Source organism: Streptomyces sp. TN58 (assembly GCF_001941845.1).
In the GTDB taxonomy this organism is placed as follows: domain Bacteria; phylum Actinomycetota; class Actinomycetes; order Streptomycetales; family Streptomycetaceae; genus Streptomyces.
Map to the genome: position 1 here is coordinate 2,269,756 of NZ_CP018870.1, position 15,846 is coordinate 2,285,601.

The 15,846-nt window shown below is 73.2% G+C and carries 15 protein-coding genes and 1 riboswitch; of the genes, 11 read left to right on the plus strand and 4 right to left on the minus strand.

From position 1 onward, the window contains the following. Nucleotides 1-36: 36 nt before the first annotated feature. Nucleotides 37-1,350 (minus strand): glycosyltransferase family 4 protein, encoded by a 1,314-nt coding sequence (locus BSL84_RS10330; RefSeq protein WP_045322032.1) that lies wholly within the window; start codon nt 1,348-1,350, stop codon nt 37-39. 216 nt (nt 1,351-1,566) lie between these two features. Between BSL84_RS10330 and BSL84_RS10335 the strand changes: the two genes are divergently transcribed. The 4 genes from BSL84_RS10335 (at nt 1,567) to BSL84_RS10350 (ending at nt 4,332) form a co-directional block, all read left to right on the plus strand. After that, nucleotides 1,567-2,190 (plus strand): TetR family transcriptional regulator, encoded by a 624-nt coding sequence (locus BSL84_RS10335; RefSeq protein WP_030028879.1) that lies wholly within the window; start codon nt 1,567-1,569, stop codon nt 2,188-2,190. Nucleotides 2,191-2,581: 391 nt separating this feature from the next. Further along, nucleotides 2,582-3,067: a lactococcin 972 family bacteriocin gene (locus tag BSL84_RS10340; protein WP_075970207.1), complete on the plus strand. Its 486-nt coding sequence runs from the start codon at nt 2,582-2,584 to the stop codon at nt 3,065-3,067. 212 nt (nt 3,068-3,279) lie between these two features. Then, nucleotides 3,280-3,870 (plus strand): hypothetical protein, encoded by a 591-nt coding sequence (locus tag BSL84_RS10345; RefSeq protein WP_234363438.1) that lies wholly within the window; start codon nt 3,280-3,282, stop codon nt 3,868-3,870. A 90-nt stretch (nt 3,871-3,960) separates the two neighbouring features. After that, nucleotides 3,961-4,332 carry a VOC family protein gene (locus BSL84_RS10350; RefSeq protein ID WP_030028876.1) on the plus strand — a complete coding sequence of 124 codons (372 nt, stop codon included), beginning with the start codon at nt 3,961-3,963 and terminating at the stop codon, nt 4,330-4,332. 43 nt (nt 4,333-4,375) lie between these two features. Here the strand turns inward: BSL84_RS10350 and BSL84_RS10355 are convergent, their stop codons facing one another. Next, nucleotides 4,376-4,609 carry a ferredoxin gene (locus BSL84_RS10355; RefSeq protein WP_030028874.1) on the minus strand — a complete coding sequence of 78 codons (234 nt, stop codon included), beginning with the start codon at nt 4,607-4,609 and terminating at the stop codon, nt 4,376-4,378. After that, a complete protein-coding gene (locus BSL84_RS10360; protein ID WP_030028873.1) occupies nt 4,609-6,072 on the minus strand; it encodes an aldehyde dehydrogenase in 1,464 nt (487 codons plus the stop codon). The genes BSL84_RS10355 and BSL84_RS10360 overlap by 1 nt, the downstream gene beginning before the upstream one ends. A gap of 189 nt (nt 6,073-6,261) precedes the next feature. Here BSL84_RS10360 and BSL84_RS10365 point away from each other — a divergent pair, with 189 nt between their 5' ends. The 7 genes from BSL84_RS10365 to BSL84_RS10395 all read left to right on the plus strand — a co-directional run bounded on the left by BSL84_RS10365 (nt 6,262) and on the right by BSL84_RS10395 (nt 14,383). Further along, on the plus strand, nt 6,262-7,311 hold the full coding sequence (locus BSL84_RS10365) for an MBL fold metallo-hydrolase (protein ID WP_075970208.1): 1,050 nt from the start codon (nt 6,262-6,264) through the stop codon (nt 7,309-7,311). A 184-nt stretch (nt 7,312-7,495) separates the two neighbouring features. After that, nucleotides 7,496-7,576: riboswitch (cobalamin riboswitch) on the plus strand. A 128-nt stretch (nt 7,577-7,704) separates the two neighbouring features. Then, nucleotides 7,705-8,979 (plus strand): prenyltransferase/squalene oxidase repeat-containing protein, encoded by a 1,275-nt coding sequence (locus BSL84_RS10370; protein WP_045322033.1) that lies wholly within the window; start codon nt 7,705-7,707, stop codon nt 8,977-8,979. Then, the gene (locus BSL84_RS10375; protein ID WP_075970209.1) at nt 8,979-9,650 is read left to right on the plus strand and encodes an SCO2322 family protein; all 672 of its coding nucleotides are present in this window, start codon (nt 8,979-8,981) and stop codon (nt 9,648-9,650) included. The genes BSL84_RS10370 and BSL84_RS10375 overlap by 1 nt, the downstream gene beginning before the upstream one ends. An 8-nt stretch (nt 9,651-9,658) precedes the next feature. Next, nucleotides 9,659-10,894: an energy-coupling factor transporter transmembrane component T gene (locus BSL84_RS10380; RefSeq protein ID WP_420711162.1), complete on the plus strand. Its 1,236-nt coding sequence runs from the start codon at nt 9,659-9,661 to the stop codon at nt 10,892-10,894. Further along, nucleotides 10,891-12,780 (plus strand): ABC transporter ATP-binding protein, encoded by a 1,890-nt coding sequence (locus BSL84_RS10385; protein WP_075970210.1) that lies wholly within the window; start codon nt 10,891-10,893, stop codon nt 12,778-12,780. The genes BSL84_RS10380 and BSL84_RS10385 overlap by 4 nt, the downstream gene beginning before the upstream one ends. After that, the gene (locus BSL84_RS10390; protein ID WP_075970211.1) at nt 12,777-13,667 is read left to right on the plus strand and encodes an ECF transporter S component; all 891 of its coding nucleotides are present in this window, start codon (nt 12,777-12,779) and stop codon (nt 13,665-13,667) included. Before BSL84_RS10385 ends, BSL84_RS10390 begins: the two co-directional genes overlap by 4 nt. Nucleotides 13,668-13,927: 260 nt before the next feature. Next, a complete protein-coding gene (locus BSL84_RS10395) occupies nt 13,928-14,383 on the plus strand; it encodes a transglycosylase SLT domain-containing protein (protein ID WP_051873272.1) in 456 nt (151 codons plus the stop codon). A gap of 171 nt (nt 14,384-14,554) precedes the next feature. Here the strand turns inward: BSL84_RS10395 and BSL84_RS10400 are convergent, their stop codons facing one another. Then, nucleotides 14,555-15,724, minus strand: coding sequence for a steroid 3-ketoacyl-CoA thiolase (locus BSL84_RS10400; RefSeq protein ID WP_030030181.1), 1,170 nt, complete (start codon nt 15,722-15,724; stop codon nt 14,555-14,557). Between the last annotated feature and the right edge of the window lie 122 nt (nt 15,725-15,846).

The window sequence follows — 15,846 nt, forward strand, 5'->3', positions numbered from 1 at the left end:
GGACGGGCTGTACGGGGGTGTGGGCGGGGCGGAAGGTCACCGGGTGCGGCGGGCGCGGGCGGCCTGCTCGACGGCGGCGCGGTAGTGCGCGGCGGTGCCCTTGGCCGCCGCGGCCCAGGTGAAACGGGTCAGGACCCGTTCGCGGCCGGCTGCGCCGAGGCGGGCCCGCAGCTGCTGGTCGCCGAGCATCCGGCCCAGCGCGGCCGCCAGGGCGCCGGCGTCGCCGGGCGGCACGGCCAGGCAGGTCTCACCGTCGGTGCCGGCGACCTCGGGGATCGCCCCGCCGGTGGTGGCGACCAGCGGGGTGCCGGTGGCCATGGCCTCGGCTGCCGGGAGCGAGAAGCCCTCGTACAGCGACGGCACGCACGCCACCTGCGCGCTGCGCACCAGGTCGACGAGCTCGGCGTCGGTGATGCCCTTGACGAAGCGGACGGCGTCCTGGAGGCCGTACGTCTCGATGGCGCGGGCGACGGGGCCCTGTTCGGCGCGCTTGCCGACCACGACGAGGTGGGCGTCGGGCTGCTCGGTGCGCAGCTTCGCCAGCGCCTCGACGAGGAAGACGAGGCCCTTGAGGGGGACGTCGGCGCTGGAGGTGGTCACGATCCGGCCGGGGACCTCGGCCACGGACGCGTCGGGCGACCACAGGTCGGTGTCGGCGCCGATGTGCACGACGTGGATGCGGTCGCCCTGGACGCCGAGGTGGTCGGCGATCTCCTGCTTGGAGGAGCCGGAGACGGTGAGCACGGACGGCAGCTTGCGGGCGACGCGGCCCTGCATGCGGGTGAAGGCGTACCAGCGGCGTACGGAGGCGCGCTTGACGCGGCCCTGCGCGGCGTCGAGGTCGAGCTTGCGGTCGACGGTGATGGGGTGGTGGATCGTCGTCACCAGCGGCGCGCCGAGGTCGCCGAGCAGGCCGTAGCCGAGGGTCTGGTTGTCGTGGATGACGTCGAACTCGCCCGCCCGCTCCCGCAGATGGCGGCGGGCGCGCAGGGAGAAGGTCAGCGGCTCGGGGAAGCCGCCGGTCCACATCGTGGCGACTTCGAGAGCGTCGATCCAGTCCCGGTACTCGTCGCGCTTCGGCGTGCGGAAGGGGTCGGGGCTGCGGTACAGGTCGAGGCTGGGCAGCTCGGTGAGCGTGGCGCCCGTGTCGAGCACCGGGTAGGGCTGGGCGCCGATGACCTCGACGGAGTGCCCGAGGCGGACCAGCTCGCGCGAGAGGTGCCGGACGTAGACGCCCTGGCCTCCGCAGAACGGGTTCCCCTTATAGGTGAGGAGGGCGATGCGCAGCGGACGCCCGCCGTCGTCGGCGGAACCCGCGAAAGGGCTCGTCACCACGGCCTCAGCGGTCACTCTCGGCCCCCTTCTCGCTGCACTTTCGCCGGAGCGTAACCGCTCGCATAATGTAGAACAAGTTTCAGACTTGATCCGTCCAAGAGCATTGAATCTACCGGCCGGAAACCCCACCGTAAGAGGTGGAGCAGGTGATTCACGCCACGACGCGGCACCTGCGATGCTGGTCGCGGATCACCCCGGAGCCAGCCCGCGCAACGACACGGAACGGGACACATGAGTGCGGAAGTGAAGGCCGTCACCACACCGGCGTCGCCTCCCCTGACGGAGCGCCAGGAGGCCCGCCGCCGCCGGATCCTGCACGCGAGTGCCCAGCTGGCCAGCCGCGGAGGCTTCGACGCCGTCCAGATGCGCGAGGTCGCGGAGGCGGCCGGCGTGGCGTTGGGCACGCTCTACCGCTATTTCCCGTCCAAGGTGCACCTGCTGGTCGCCACCATGCAGGACCAGCTCCAGCACATGCACACGACGCTGCGCAAGCGTCCGCCCGCCGGGGAGGAACCGGCGGCCCGGGTCGCGGAGACCCTGATGGGCGCCTTCCGCGCGCTCCAGCGGGAGCCGCAGCTGGCCGACGCCATGGTGCGGGCGCTGACCTTCGCGGACCGCAGCGTGAGCCCCGAGGTGGACACCGTGTCCCGCCTGACCACGGCGATCATCCTGGACGCGATGGGCCTGGAGCACGCGCCCACCGCGGAGCAGCTGTCGGCGGTGCGCGTCATCGAGCACACGTGGCACTCGGCGCTGATCACCTGGCTGTCGGGGCGCGCCTCGATCGCCCAGGTGAAGATCGACATCGAGACGGTCTGCCGCCTGATCGACCTGACGTCCCCGGAAAAGTCCTGAAGCAGCTGCCCCGCTGCGGCAGCGGGGCAGCCGTCGATGGCGTGGCTGCGGTACTGATCTTTCCGCCAGGGTCCATGTCCGGTCCGCCGCGGCCGCCGCGACTCCTGAAGGCAAGCCCACCGGCGCCCTTCCCCATGGGCCGGGCGTCGTGCGTCGTGTCGGCCACCGATCGACACTGAAGGCGATGGATGATCGGGCAACTGAAATCGGCACTCTTGTCGCATTAATCACCTTAAATCAGGTGGCTACAAATGCTGGCGCACCTGGACGATGACACACGAACCGGTCGGGAACATTTTGAGCCAGATGCTCAATATTCCTTTGTCGGCCGAAGCGGGCCCGTGAAGGATCTCTCCCGTTCCCAACACGGGGAATCAGGGGAGGGAATTCCATGAAGATTGCCGGTAGATCCGCCAGTTTCGCCGTCGCTGGCGCAGCCATTGCGACTTTAGGCCTCACGACGCCTGCCACCGCTGATGCGGCTGCAACCGCCAGCGCCTCCGCAGCCACCGTCACCGTCCACCACCGCGGCGACGGCACCCAGCCGCCGGCAGAGCTGGGCAACCCCTCGGAATGGGGAGTGGTGACGTTCAAGACGGACGCTTCGACGGGCTCCTTCAGCCCGCTGTCGCGGACATGCATCAGCCCATCAAGCGGCGGCACCTGGTGTTACGGCTGGTACGCCCGAGAGGTTAGCCCCGGGGTGATCAACAAGTACTGCTACTCGAATTATCAGCACCAGACGAAGGGGCACTCGTCCACGGTGAAGCTCGCGGGCAACACACGTCGCGCCTGGGCCGCAGCCGGTGGCACCTCCAACGCCAACCTCACTGCAGGTCTCGCCTACACCTGCTCCACCTACTACAGCGTGGACTAGGTTCAGATCGCGCACCGAGCAGCAACTCCTCAGAGGGTGCGGTAGGTTGGTGAGCCCGCTCCGGGACCGTTCGGCTGTCCGTGCAGCCCCGGAGCGGCGCCACCTCCACGTCGGGCCCACCCATCGAACGGGGGAAGACAATCACCCGCTTCACTCGTGCTCGCCTCGCACCGGTCGCCGCGGCTCTCGGAGCGGGCCTTCCACTCGGCCTCGTGGGCCCCATCGCCGGGAAATGGGACAATCCATTCTGCGTCGCCGTGAGCATTGTTTTCTCCAGCGGCTGGCCGTGGGCCTGCTACGCATTCATGGTGGGCTACTTCCGTCGTTCCAAGATCGATTCGGCTTTGCTGGCATCTTTGGGCTTGGCCATCGGCGTCGTCACTTACTACGTATTCAAGGACATGAATCCCACCATTCCCGCGGGAATGGAAGAAGCCACCGCCGTGCCGGCCGGAATGGAGCCCGACACGTCCGGCCAAGGGCAGATTCTTCTGTGGGGAACAGCGGCTTTCGTCCTCGGCGCGCCCGTGGGGATCATGGGGAACGTAGCCCGAACGCCCGGAGTCGGCGGCCTTCTGTTCCGTCTCATTGTCCCTTTCACCGCCTTCTTCGAGGCGACTCAGCGATTGAGCGTGGAAGCGGACTCCGAGGGGGCCGTTTTCGCTCTGACCTGGAACGTCACTCGCGTCGCGGCATGCGTCGCCGCCGTGGCTCTCGTCGGACACACGGTGTGGAGCTGGCGCGTTCGGCGTGGCCGAGCCGACGGACCGCCGGAATCCGCCGCACCCATACGGCACCTGTGACCCCCGGTCCGCCGGGAGGGCCCGTGGCTTCGGGCGCCGGCCCGCTATCTCGGTGGACGGGGGTCGTCGGACTGTTCGATAGTGCGGGCCATGGCTTCTCTCGTACGACACATCACAGTTGACTGTTCCGACGCCTATTCACTCGGCCGGTTCTGGGCCGCCGTGCTGGACGGCTCGCTCGCCGACGACGACCTGCCCGGGGACCCCGAGGCGCTCGTCACGGCTCCCGGATCGGCGCTGCTCTTCGTGACCGTTCCCGACGCCAAGAGCGTCAAGAACCGCGTGCACGTGGACCTGCAGCCGCAGGACCGCACGCGCGACGAGGAGGTGGAGCGCATCGTCGCCCTGGGTGCGACGGTGGTCGGCGACCACCGCCGGCCCGACGGCACCGGGTGGGTGACCCTCGCCGACCCCGAGGGCAACGAGTTCTGCGTCGAGCGGAGCGCCGCCGAGCGGAAGTGACGCCCGGCGGGGGCGGGGCCGGTGGCCCCGCCCCCTCGGACCGCTACTCCTCCGGCGGGAAGACCGGTTCGCCGGTGGCGGCCAGGGTGATCATGATGGCTTCGACCGGGCAGCCCTCCGCCGCCGTGAGGACCGGTTCGTTCGCGTCCGACTGCGGGCTGCGGGGGTGGGACTGGCGGGCCGAGTCCAGGACGAAGCCGTCCGGGGCGTGGTTGACGCACATGCCCGAGCCGATGCACACCGCCCGGTCGACCTCGACCTGCCAGCGGTCGCCCATCAGGCGCCCGCCTCGTAGCCCGCGGGCAGGTGGATCATCTTGTGCTCCAGGTACTCGCTCAGGCCCTCCGGGCCGAACTCCCGTCCCAGCCCGCTGTTCTTGTAGCCGCCGAACGGCCCCAGCATGTCGAGGCTGAAGGTGTTCACGTTGAAGGTGCCGGTGCGGATGCGGCGGGCGAAGTCGATGCCGTGCTCGACGTCGCCGGTCCAGACGCTGCCGCTGAGGCCGAAGTCGGAGTCGTTGGCGACGCGTACGGCCTCGGCCTCGTCGCCGTACGGGATGAGGCAGACGACCGGGCCGAAGATCTCCTCGCGGGCGATGCGCATGCTGTTGTCGACGTCGCCGAAGAGCGTGGGCTCCACGTACCAGCCCTGGTCGAGGCCGGCCGGGCGGCCGCCGCCTGCCAGGACCTTCGCGCCCTCCTCCTGGCCTATGCGGATGTAGTCCAGGGAGCGCTGCTGCTGGCGTTGCGCGACGAGCGGGCCGAGCTGCGTCGCCGGGTCGAGCGGGTCGCCGACGACGAGCGCGCCGGCCGCGGCCGCGAGGGCGTCGGCCACCTCCTCGTACCGGCTGCGGGGGGCGAGGATCCGGGTCTGGGCCACGCAGGCCTGGCCGTTGTTCATCCAGGCTGCGGGAGCGATCCCGGCGACGGCGGTCTCGATGTCGGCGTCCGGGAGGACGACGGCGGCGGACTTGCCGCCCAGTTCGAGGGTGACCCGGGTGAGGTTGCGGGCGGCGACCTCCATCACGCGCTTCCCGGCGGCGACCGAGCCGGTGAAGGCGACCTTGTCGATGCCGGGGTGGCCGACGAGGTACTCGCTGACCTCGCGGTCGGCGGGCAGGATCGACAGGACGCCCTCGGGCACCCCGGCCTCGCGGGCGATGTCGGCGAGGATGTAGGAGTCCAGGGGCGCCTCCGGGGAGGGCTTGAGGATGACCGTGGAGCCGGAGAGCAGCGCGGGCGCCAGCTTGGCGGCGGCGACGAACTGCGGGACGTTCCAGGGGATGACGGCGGCGACGACGCCCACGGGCTCGCGGCGCACCAGGATCGGGCCGAGTACGCCCTGTCGGTGCTCCTCGTAGGGGTAGTCGCGGGCGACGGTGATCGCGGCGTCGTAGACCATCATCGGGCCGAGGGCCTGTGCCAGGACGCTCCAGGAGTAGGGGGAGCCGTTCTGGGAGCTGATCGAGCGGGCGATCTCCTCGTGGCGGACGGCGATGGCGTCCTTGATGCGGGAGACGACCGCGATGCGCTCCTCCAGGGTCATGCGCGGCCAGGGCCCTTCGTCGAAGGCCTTGCGGGCGACGGCGACGGCGCGGTCGACGTCCGCCTTCGACGCGTGCGGGACGGAGCCGATGACCTGCTCGGTGTGGGGGGAGACGATCCGGATCGTGTCGGTGCCCAGCGGATCCGTCCACTCACCGCCGATGAACAGCTTTCCGTGTTGCACGAGCTCCGTCATGGCTGAGGCCTCCTGCGGCTTGGCGTTGCCGAACTGATACCAGTTCTAGTTCCAGGAGTCCACGGCCAGGACGGAAGAGCGGGGAAGACCCGACGACTGGTCAGAAGGCTGCGAAGATGGTCGACTTGGGCTACTACTGGAACGGGTTCTCGTCGGAGGGCGGCGGGGCGGTCGACAGGCGGAGGGCTCATGCCGCAGGACGCGTCACAGGTCACCGATCACGGCGGAGGCGTGTGGGGGATCAAGGTGCCCATCCCCGACAACCCCCTCGGACACACCCTCGTCCACGTCCTCGACACCGGCCGCGGCCCGGTCCTCGTCGACACCGGCTGGGACGACCCGGAGTCCTGGGACACCCTCGTCGCCGGCCTCGCCGTACTCGGCATCGCGATCGGCGACGTCCACGGCGTGGTCATCACCCACCACCACCCCGACCACCACGGCCTGTCCGGCCGGGTCCGCGAGGCGTCCGGCGCGTGGATCGCCATGCACGCCGCCGACACCGAGGTCGTCGTCCGCACCCGCTCCTCCGAGCCCGGCGTGTGGTTCGACTACATGAGCGCGAAGCTCGCCGCCGCCGGAGCGCCGGATGAGCACATCGCCCCGCTGCGCGCCGCCCGTGCGGGCGACCGCGCCCGGACCCTGCCCGGGCTGCGCGCCGCCGTCCCCGACCGGGAGATCGTCCCCGCCGAGCTGCTGCCCCTCGCCGGCCGCCGACTGCGGGCGATCTGGACCCCGGGCCACACCCCCGGCCACGTCTGCCTGCACCTGGAGGAGGAGCATCCGGCGAACCTCCCCGGCAACGGCCGCCTCTTCTCCGGCGACCACCTGCTGCCCGGGATCTCCCCGCACATCGGCCTGTACGAGGACCCCGAGGACACCCGTGTCACCGACCCCCTCGGCGACTACCTCGACTCCCTCGAACGCGTCGGCCGCCTCGCGCCCGCCGAAGTCCTCCCCGCCCACCAGCACGCCTTCACCGACGCGCCCGCCCGCGTACGGGAACTGCTCGACCACCACGAGGAACGCCTGGCCGGGCTGTGGGCGCTGCTGGCCGAGCCGCTGACCCCGTGGGGGCTCGCGGAGCGCATGGAGTGGAACCGGCCCTGGGCGCAGATCCCCTACGGCTCCCGCAACATCGCCGTCTCGGAGGCGGAGGCGCACCTGCGGCGGCTGGTGAAGCAGGGCCGGGCCGAGGCGGTCCCGGGCACGGACCCGGTGGCGTACCGGGCGGTCTGAGCGGCGGCCCCGCCGGGCCGTGCGGGCCCCGGCCGCCCGGCGCGACCGGGCGCGGGCCGCCCGACGCCCGGGCGGGCTCCCCGCTCCGGCCCTCCCCGCGGGGCCGGGCGTGATCCAGCCGACACCCCCCGGGCCCGGCGGCTACGGGCCGGTACAGTGAGGCGGTCGTCCACACCCCGTACGGGGGGAAGCCGGTGCGATTCCGGCGCTGACCCGCAACCGTGACCCGCCCCCGGCACCATCCGGGCGGGGAGCCGGAATGCCCCGTACCGGAGTGCGCGGCTCGTGCCGCCGGTACTTCCGGCGGCCGGCACCGTCGAGGAAACACGGAGCCGGAGCCCGGTGCCTGTGCGTGCCTGCCCCGGTTTCCCCAGCAGGAGAGGCACCCTCCCCATGACCGTCCGCCGCAGCGCCGCAGCGCTCGCCGCCTCCGCCGTGCTCTGCGTGGGTGTCGCCCCCGCAGCCCTCGCCGACACCGCGCCGCCCTCCCCCGCCGCACCGCCGGTCATCCCCTCGGGGCTCTACGGCAAGAAGGACCCCACCTACGACGGCGTGTGGCGGCAGTCCTTCGCGCTGCTCGCCCAGGACACCGTCGGCGTGAAGCCCGCCGCGCAGGCCGTGGACTGGCTGGTCGGCCAGCAGTGCGCGAACGGCTCCTTCCCCGCCTTCCGCGCCGACACCGGCAAGGACTGCGACGCGACGGCGTACATCGACTCGAACGCGACCGCCGCTGCCGTGCAGGCGCTGGCCGCGCTCGGCGGCCACGACGAGAGCGTGAAGAAGGCCGTCGGCTGGCTGAAGTCCGTCCAGAAAGAGGACGGCGGCTGGAGCTCCAACCCCGGCGGCGCCATGGACAGCGGCACCGACGCCAACTCGACCGCCATCGTCATCAGCGCCCTGACCGCGGCCGGCGAGAAGCCGGCCGAGACGAAGTCGAAGACCGGCAGCTCCCCGTACGAGGCGCTGCTCTCCTTCCAGCTGGGCTGCGACGCCGAGCCGGCCGCCGACCGGGGTGCCTTCGCGTTCCAGCCGGTCGAGGGCAAGCTGCTCGCGAACGCCGACGCCACGGCCGCGGCGACGCTGGCCGGCCTCGGCACGGGCACGGCCGTCGTCCCGTCCGGTACGGACACCCCCGCCGCCCCGCTGACCTGCCCGCCCGCGAAGCCCGCCGACCCGGCGGCCGCCGCCGGGGCCGCCGCCCAGGGCGCCGCGGGCTACCTGGCCGAGGCCCTCAAGAAGGACGGCCACCTGACGGCCGTCACCCCGGGCGCGGACCAGCCGACCCCGGACACCGGCAACACCGTCGACGCGGTGATCGCCCTGGCCGCGGCCGGGCACAAGCAGTCGGCGGCGGGTGCGCTGGAGTGGCTGAAGGCGAACTCCGCCGAGTGGGCCAAGGACTCCCCGGCGGGCCTGGGCACTCTGGTCCTGGCCGCGCACGCCACGGGCACCGACCCGAAGTCCTTCGGCGGGACCGACCTCGTGGCCGCGCTGAACGCGACGGGCCCGGCCCCGCAGGGCGCGGCCACCGACGCGACCGAGGTGGAGAGCGAGAAGGACGAGCCCTCCGGCGGCCAGAACCTCTGGTGGATCATCGGTGCGGGCGTCGCGGCCGGAGCCGGCATCGGCATCCTGCTGAGCGGCCGCCGGAAGAAGAACCAGCTCTGATGCGCCGCCGCCTGCCCGCCGCGGCTCTCGCCCTCGCCCTCGGCGCCGTCCTGGCCCTGCTGGCCGCCGCTCCGGCGCTGGCGGCCGGCTACCGCTACTGGTCGTTCTGGGACGGCTCGGCAGGCGGCCAGTGGTCGTACGCCACGCAGGGGCCGTCGCTGGCCCGCCCCGCTGACGGCTCCGTGCAGGGGTTCCGCTTCGCGGTGAGCAAGGACGCCGCGGTCGAGGCGGCCAAGCCGCGGGCCGCGGCCGACTTCGACGCCGTGTGCGGAGCCACCGCCGCGGTGGAGGGCCGCAAGCGGGTCGCCCTCGTCATCGACTTCGGTGTGCAGGCGGACGCCCCGTCGGGCGAGGTGGTCCCGCAGGAGGCTCCGCGCACCGCCTGCGCGCAGGTGGCGCCGGAAGCGACCACCGCGGAGGCGCTGGCGGCGGTCGCGAAGCCGCTGCGCTACAACAGTGCGGCGCTGCTGTGCGCGATCTCGGGCTATCCGCAGCACGGCTGCGGGGAGCAGATGGCGGAGACCGGCGCGGCGCAGGCGTCGGCCGAGCCGTCCGGGTCCGCGCCGGGCGGCGGGGGCGGCGGCCCGTCCGGGGGCCTGCTGGTGGGTCTCGCCGCGGTCGCCGTCCTGGCCGCCGCGGCGGTCTGGCAGTCCCGCCGCCGGGGCCGATGACGCACCCCGTGACCGGCCGCCCCTCCGCGGCACCCCGCTCCGTGTCGTCCACGGGAGCGACCACCGAAGCCGCACCCGCCCCGGTGCCCCCGGCCCGCCGGAGCGGGCCCGGGGCGGCGGGCTTCCCGCGCCGGTCGACGTACGAACGATTCAGGGCGCCGCTCGGCAGCCGTGCCACCGCCCTGCACGCGGGTGCCTGGTGGCTGTGGGCCCTCGGCCTGGCCACCGCCGCGTCGCGCACCACCAACCCGCTGCTGCTCGGGCTGATCGTCGGCGTCGCCGGTTTCGTGGTCGCGGCCCGCCGCACGGACGCGCCCTGGGCCCGCTCCTACGGGGCCTTCCTCAAGCTCGGCCTCTTCGTCGTGGCCCTGCGCCTGCTCTTCTCCATGCTCCTGGGCTCGCCCATCCCCGGCACGCACGTCCTCTTCACCCTGCCCGAGGTGCCACTGCCCGCCTGGGCGCAGGGCATCCGGTTCGGCGGCAGGGTCACCGCCGAACAGCTCGTCTTCGCCTTCTACGACGGTGCGAAGCTGGCCGCGCTGCTGGTCTGCGTCGGCGCGGCGAACGCCCTCGCCAATCCGGCCCGGCTCCTGAAGTCCCTGCCGGCCGCCCTGTACGAGGCCGGGGTCGCCGTCGTCGTCGCCATGACCTTCGCGCCGAACATGGTCGCCGACGTCGTACGCCTGCGCACCGCCCGCCGGCTGCGCGGCCGCCCCACCGGCGGCGTCCGGGCCGTCCTCCAGATCGGCCTGCCGGTGCTGGAGGGCGCCCTGGAGCGCTCCGTCGCCGTCGCGGCGTCGATGGACGCGCGCGGCTACGGCCGTACGGCGCAGGTCCCGCCGGCCGTGCGGCGCACCACCGCCGTCCTCACCCTGGGCGGCCTGATCGGCATGTGCGCGGGGACGTACGGTCTGCTGGCCGCGCAGGGCGCCGCGTACGGGCTGCCCGTGCTCGGCATCGGCGCGGCGTCGGCCCTGGCGGGCCTGCGGCTGGGCGGGCGCCGGTCGGTGCGCACCCGCTACCGGCCCGACCGGTGGGGTGTGCGCGCCTGGCTGGTCGCCGGCTCCGGGGCGGCGGTCGCGGCCCTGCTGATCCGGGCGGGCGCGGTCGACCCGGCCGGTCTGCACCCGGGTGTGGTGCCGCTGGTGGCCCCCGAACTGCCGTTGTGGCCGGCGGCCGCGGTCCTGATCGGCCTGCTGCCCGCCTTCGTGGCCCCCGTACCGCCGAAGGAGGCGTCGCAGTGATCCGTTTCGAGCAGGTGTCGGTCACCTATGACGGTGCGGCCGGCCCGTCGGTGCAGGGCGTCGACCTGGTGGTCCCGGAGGGTGAGCTGACGCTGCTGGTCGGCCCGTCCGGGGTCGGCAAGTCCACCCTGCTGGGGACGGCCTCCGGACTGGTCCCGCACTTCACGGGCGGCACCCTGCGCGGCCGGGTGACGGTCGCCGGCCGTGACACGCGTACGCACCGGCCGCGCGAGCTGGCGGACGTGGTCGGCACGGTGGGGCAGGATCCCCTCGCGCACTTCGTGACGGACGTGGTGGAGGACGAGCTGGCCTACGGGATGGAGTCCCTCGGCCTGCCGCCGGCGGTGATGCGGCGCCGGGTGGAGGAGACCCTCGACCTGCTGGGCCTGAACGAGCTGCGCGACCGGCCGATCGCGACACTGTCCGGCGGCCAGCAGCAGCGGGTCGCGATCGGCTCGGTCCTGACCACACACCCGAAGGTGCTGGTCCTGGACGAGCCGACGTCCGCGCTGGACCCGGCGGCGGCCGAGGAGGTCCTGGCGGTCCTCCAGCGCCTGGTCCACGACCTGGGCACCACCGTGCTGATGGCGGAGCACCGGCTGGAGCGGGTGGTGCAGTACGCCGACCGCGTCCTGCTGCTGCCCGCCCGCGGCGCGGCCCCGGTCCTCGCCTCCCCGGCGGAGGCGATGGCCGTCTCCCCGGTCCACCCGCCGGTGGTCTCCCTGGGCCGCCTGGCGGGCTGGTCCCCCCTCCCCCTGTCCATCCGCGACGCCCGCCGCCAGTCCGCCCCCCTCCGCGCCCGCCTCGCCCCCGCGGCGATCCCCGCACCAACCCACCCCGCACCCAACCCAACCCCGCCGCACCCCCCAACCCCGCCGGCCAACCCAACCCCGCCGCACCCCCCAGCCCCGCCGGCCAACCCAGCCCCGCCGGCGTTTGAGGCGCGGGGCACGGGGCGGAGCCCCGATCTTTCAGCCCCGCCGGCGTTTGAGGCGCGGGGGTCCGGGGGCAGCGCCCCCGGCAACGGTGCCGCACCCGCCGGCTGGATCGCCCGCCTGCTCCGCCGCGCCGGCAAGCCGACCCCGGCCCGGCCCGCCGAGTCCGCCGAGCCCGCCGCAGGCGAGCCCGCCCGCACCCGAAACCTCGGCGTGCGCCGCGCCCGCGCCGACGTGCTCCGCGCCGTCGACCTCGCGGTGGCGCCCGGCGAGACCATCGCCCTGATGGGCCGCAACGGCGCCGGCAAGTCCACCCTGCTCGCCGCCCTCGTCGGTACGCTCGCCCCCGCCACCGGCGAGGTGACCGTCGGTGGCCGGACCCCGCACCGCACGCCGCCGCCCGAGATGGTGCGCCACGTCGGCCTCGTCCCACAGGAGCCGCGCGACCTGCTCTACGCCGACACCGTGGCCGCCGAGTGCGCCGCCGCCGACTCCGACGCCGGCGCGCCCCCCGGCACCTGCCGCGAACTGGTCGCGAGCCTCCTGCCGGGGGTGCCCGACGACGTCCACCCCCGGGACCTGTCCGAGGGGCAGCGCCTGGCGCTGGCCCTGGCACTCGTCCTCACGGCCCGGCCCGCCCTGGTGCTCCTGGACGAGCCCACCCGCGGTCTGGACTACGCCGCCAAGGCCCGCCTGGTCGAGATACTGCGCGGCCTGGCAGCGGACGGGCATGCCGTCGTCCTGGCCACCCACGACGTGGAGCTCGCCGCCGAGCTGGCCGACCGTGTGGTGATCCTGGCGGGCGGGGAGGTCGTCGCGGACGGCCCGACGGCCGAGGTCGTGGTGTCCTCGCCGGCGTTCGCGCCGCAGGTGGCGAAGGTGCTGGCGCCGGGCCACTGGCTCACGGTGGGCCAGGTCGCCGAAGCCCTCGCCGCGGAGGGCACGCGATGAGCCGCACGACGAGCCGCCCGGCGAACCGCCCGGTGAACCGCCCGGTCCGGATCGGCCCCCGGGCCGCCGCCGCCCTGATCCTCGTATCCCTCATCGGCGTCGCGGCCTTCGGGTGGCCGCTGCTCGCCGACCGGCAGTCGGGGCTCGCCCACTCCCAGGACGCCCCGTGGCTGTTCGCGGCGCTGCTGCCGCTCCTCGTCGCCGTGGTCGTGGCGACGATCGCGGACAACGGCATGGACGCGAAGGCGGTGGCGATGCTCGGTGTGCTCGCGGCGGTCGGGGCGGCGCTGAGACCGCTGGGTGCGGGCACGGCCGGGCTGGAGCCGATGTTCTTCCTGATGGTCCTGGCCGGGCGGGTGCTCGGCCCGGGCTTCGGTTTCGTCCTGGGCTCGGTGACGATGTTCGCCTCCGCGCTGCTGACGGGCGGGGTCGGGCCGTGGATGCCGTTCCAGATGCTGGCGATGGGCTGGTTCGCGCTGGGGGCGGGGCTGCTGCCCGGCCCGGAGCGGATCCGGGGCCGGGCGGAACTGGCGATGCTGGCGGCGTACGGCTTCGCGGCCGCTTTCGCGTACGGGCTGGTGATGAACCTGCAGGGCTGGGTGATCATCCAGGGCATGGCTCAGGGCATCTCCTTCCACCCCGGGGAGCCGCTGGCCGCGAACCTGGTGCGGTTCGGCGCGTACTACCTGGCGACGTCGCTGGGCTGGGACCTGGGGCGGGCGTCGCTGACGGTCGTACTGACCCTCGCGCTCGGCGGCACGCTGCTGCGGGCACTGCGGCGGGCGACCCGCAGGGCGGCGTTCGACGCGCAGGCGTCCTTCGCTCCGGAGGCCGCGGACGCCCGTGGAACTGCCACACAGCGGTGTGCGCCCGGCCACGGAGGGTGAGTTTCCCGGGCCTGGCCGGTGAGGCGGCCCACAGGACGCAGGTCACATACGAGGCCGGCTAGTAGACCTCGTAGCGACTGGAAAGGCCGCGTTTTTCCGGTTCGGGCGGTGATCGGTGCGTCCCGGTGTGCGAGGCGGGCTAGTAGGCGGGGCCTTTGCCAGGGCGTCGGGGCGTCTGTAGAACTGGATGAGTCGCAAGGCGGCAGGGGCACCTCGCCCGCCGCCGACGAACCCCTCTCCCTCGCGTGAGTGGCTCACGCATGTCCTCGGCATGCCCGCGACCGCCCTTGTCCCCTTCGGAAGGTTCATCCGTGTCCAACGCCGTCATCCGCCGCATCGCCGCCTCCAAGAAGACCCTCGTCGGTTCCGTCCTCGCCCTGGGCGTCGCCGGTTCCATGCTGGCCGCGGTTCCCGCGCAGGCCGCTCCGACGGGTGCGAAGGCGATCGCACAGCAGATGATCAAGGACCCGGCGCAGTTCGCGGCCTTCGACAAGATCGTCTCGCACGAGAGCGGCTGGAACCCGTCCGCGACGAACGCCTCCTCCGGCGCGTACGGCCTGGTCCAGGCCCTGCCGGGGTCGAAGATGGCTTCCGCGGGCGCCGACTGGAAGACGAACCCGGCCACCCAGATCAAGTGGGGCCTGGACTACATGAACTCCCGCTACGGCAGCCCGGTCGAGGCCTGGAACTTCTGGCAGGCCAACCACTGGTACTAAGCCGCTGGTACCGAGCTGCTGATACCGAACCACCGGCACTGAGCCGCCCGCGGCGCAGCGCATTCGAAGGCCCCGGTGGCCGGCCTCCCCAGGTCCGGCCGCCGGGGCCTTCTGCATCCCATCCCACGGGATCGCGGGCGCCTGCGCGCGGGGGTGTGCGCGCGGGCGCGGTCAGAGGCGCTGGATGATCGTCCCGGTCGCCTGTGCGCCGCCGGCGCACATCGTGATCAGGGCGAACTCCTTGTCGCGGCGTTCCAGCTCGTGCAGTGCCGTGGTGATCAGGCGGGCACCGGTGGCGCCGACGGGGTGGCCGAGGGCGATGCCGCCGCCGTTGACGTTGACCTTCTCCAGGTCCTGGTCGAAGACCTTGGCCCAGCTGAGGACGACGGAGGCGAAGGCCTCGTTGATCTCGACGAGGTCGATGTCCTTGAGCGACATCCCGGCCTTGCCGAGCACGGCCCGTGTCGCGTCGATCGGCCCGTCGAGGTGGTAGTGGGGGTCGGCGCCGACGAGTGCCTGGGCGACGATCCTGGCGCGCGGCTTGAGCTTGAGGGCGCGGGCCATCTTCCGTGAGGCCCACATCACCGCGGCGGCGCCGTCGGATATCTGCGAGGAGTTGCCCGCGGTGTGCACGGCGGTGGGCATGACCGGCTTGAGCCGGGCCAGGGCGTCCATGCTGGTGTCGCGCAGCCCCTCGTCCCGGTCGACCAGGCGCCACATGCCCTGGCCCGCGGCCTGTTCCTCCTCGGTGGTGGGCACCTGCACGGCGAAGGTCTCGCGCTTGAACCGCTCCTCGGCCCAGGCGGTCCGGGCCCGCTCCTGGGACTGCAGCCCCAGGCGGTCGACGTCCTCGCGGGTCAGGCCGCGGTTGCGGGCGATGCGTTCGGCGGCCTCGAACTGGTTGGGGAGGTCGACGTTCCACTCGTCGGGGAAGGGCTTGCCCGGGCCGTGTTTGGAGCCCGAGCCCAGCGGCACCCGGCTCATGGCCTCGACGCCGCAGGCGATGCCGATGTCCATGACGCCGCCGGAGATCATGTTGGCGACCATGTGGTTGGCCTGCTGGGAGCTGCCGCACTGGCAGTCCACGGTGGTCGCGGCGGTCTCGTACGGGAGCCCCATGGCGAGCCAGGCGTTGCGGGCGGGGTTCATGGACTGCTCGCCGGCGTGGGTGACGGTGCCGCCGACGATCTGCTCGACGCAGTCGGGCTGGATTCCGGTACGGGCGAGGAGTTCGCGGTAGGTCTCGCCGAGCAGGTAGGCGGGGTGGAGGTTGGCGAGCGCGCCTCCGCGCTTGCCGATGGGGGTGCGTACGGCTTCGACGATGACGGGTTCCGCGGCCATGAGCTCGTCCTCTCCTGCGCAGTGCCGGCGCGGCGGGCCGTCCCGGCGCCCCGCCCGAACTAGTACGCGTTCTAGTTCCATCCGCAGTCTTATGACCTGGGCCCCCGGCACGCAAGGGTCTT

What these genes read in the sequence shown, in the direction of transcription:
- BSL84_RS10375 (WP_075970209.1), top strand. Translation starts at nt 8,979, where the DNA reads ATGCGCCGCCGCCTGCCCGCCGCGGCTCTCGCCCTCGCCCTCGGCGCC.
- BSL84_RS10340 (WP_075970207.1), top strand. Translation starts at nt 2,582, where the DNA reads ATGAAGATTGCCGGTAGATCCGCCAGTTTCGCCGTCGCTGGCGCAGCC.
- BSL84_RS10365 (WP_075970208.1), top strand. Translation starts at nt 6,262, where the DNA reads ATGCCGCAGGACGCGTCACAGGTCACCGATCACGGCGGAGGCGTGTGG.
- BSL84_RS10395 (WP_051873272.1), top strand. Translation starts at nt 13,928, where the DNA reads ATGTCCTCGGCATGCCCGCGACCGCCCTTGTCCCCTTCGGAAGGTTCA.
- BSL84_RS10390 (WP_075970211.1), top strand. Translation starts at nt 12,777, where the DNA reads ATGAGCCGCACGACGAGCCGCCCGGCGAACCGCCCGGTGAACCGCCCG.
- BSL84_RS10360 (WP_030028873.1), bottom strand. Translation starts at nt 6,072, where the DNA reads ATGACGGAGCTCGTGCAACACGGAAAGCTGTTCATCGGCGGTGAGTGG.
- BSL84_RS10335 (WP_030028879.1), top strand. Translation starts at nt 1,567, where the DNA reads ATGAGTGCGGAAGTGAAGGCCGTCACCACACCGGCGTCGCCTCCCCTG.
- BSL84_RS10370 (WP_045322033.1), top strand. Translation starts at nt 7,705, where the DNA reads ATGACCGTCCGCCGCAGCGCCGCAGCGCTCGCCGCCTCCGCCGTGCTC.
- BSL84_RS10355 (WP_030028874.1), bottom strand. Translation starts at nt 4,609, where the DNA reads ATGGGCGACCGCTGGCAGGTCGAGGTCGACCGGGCGGTGTGCATCGGC.
- BSL84_RS10400 (WP_030030181.1), bottom strand. Translation starts at nt 15,724, where the DNA reads ATGGCCGCGGAACCCGTCATCGTCGAAGCCGTACGCACCCCCATCGGC.
- BSL84_RS10350 (WP_030028876.1), top strand. Translation starts at nt 3,961, where the DNA reads ATGGCTTCTCTCGTACGACACATCACAGTTGACTGTTCCGACGCCTAT.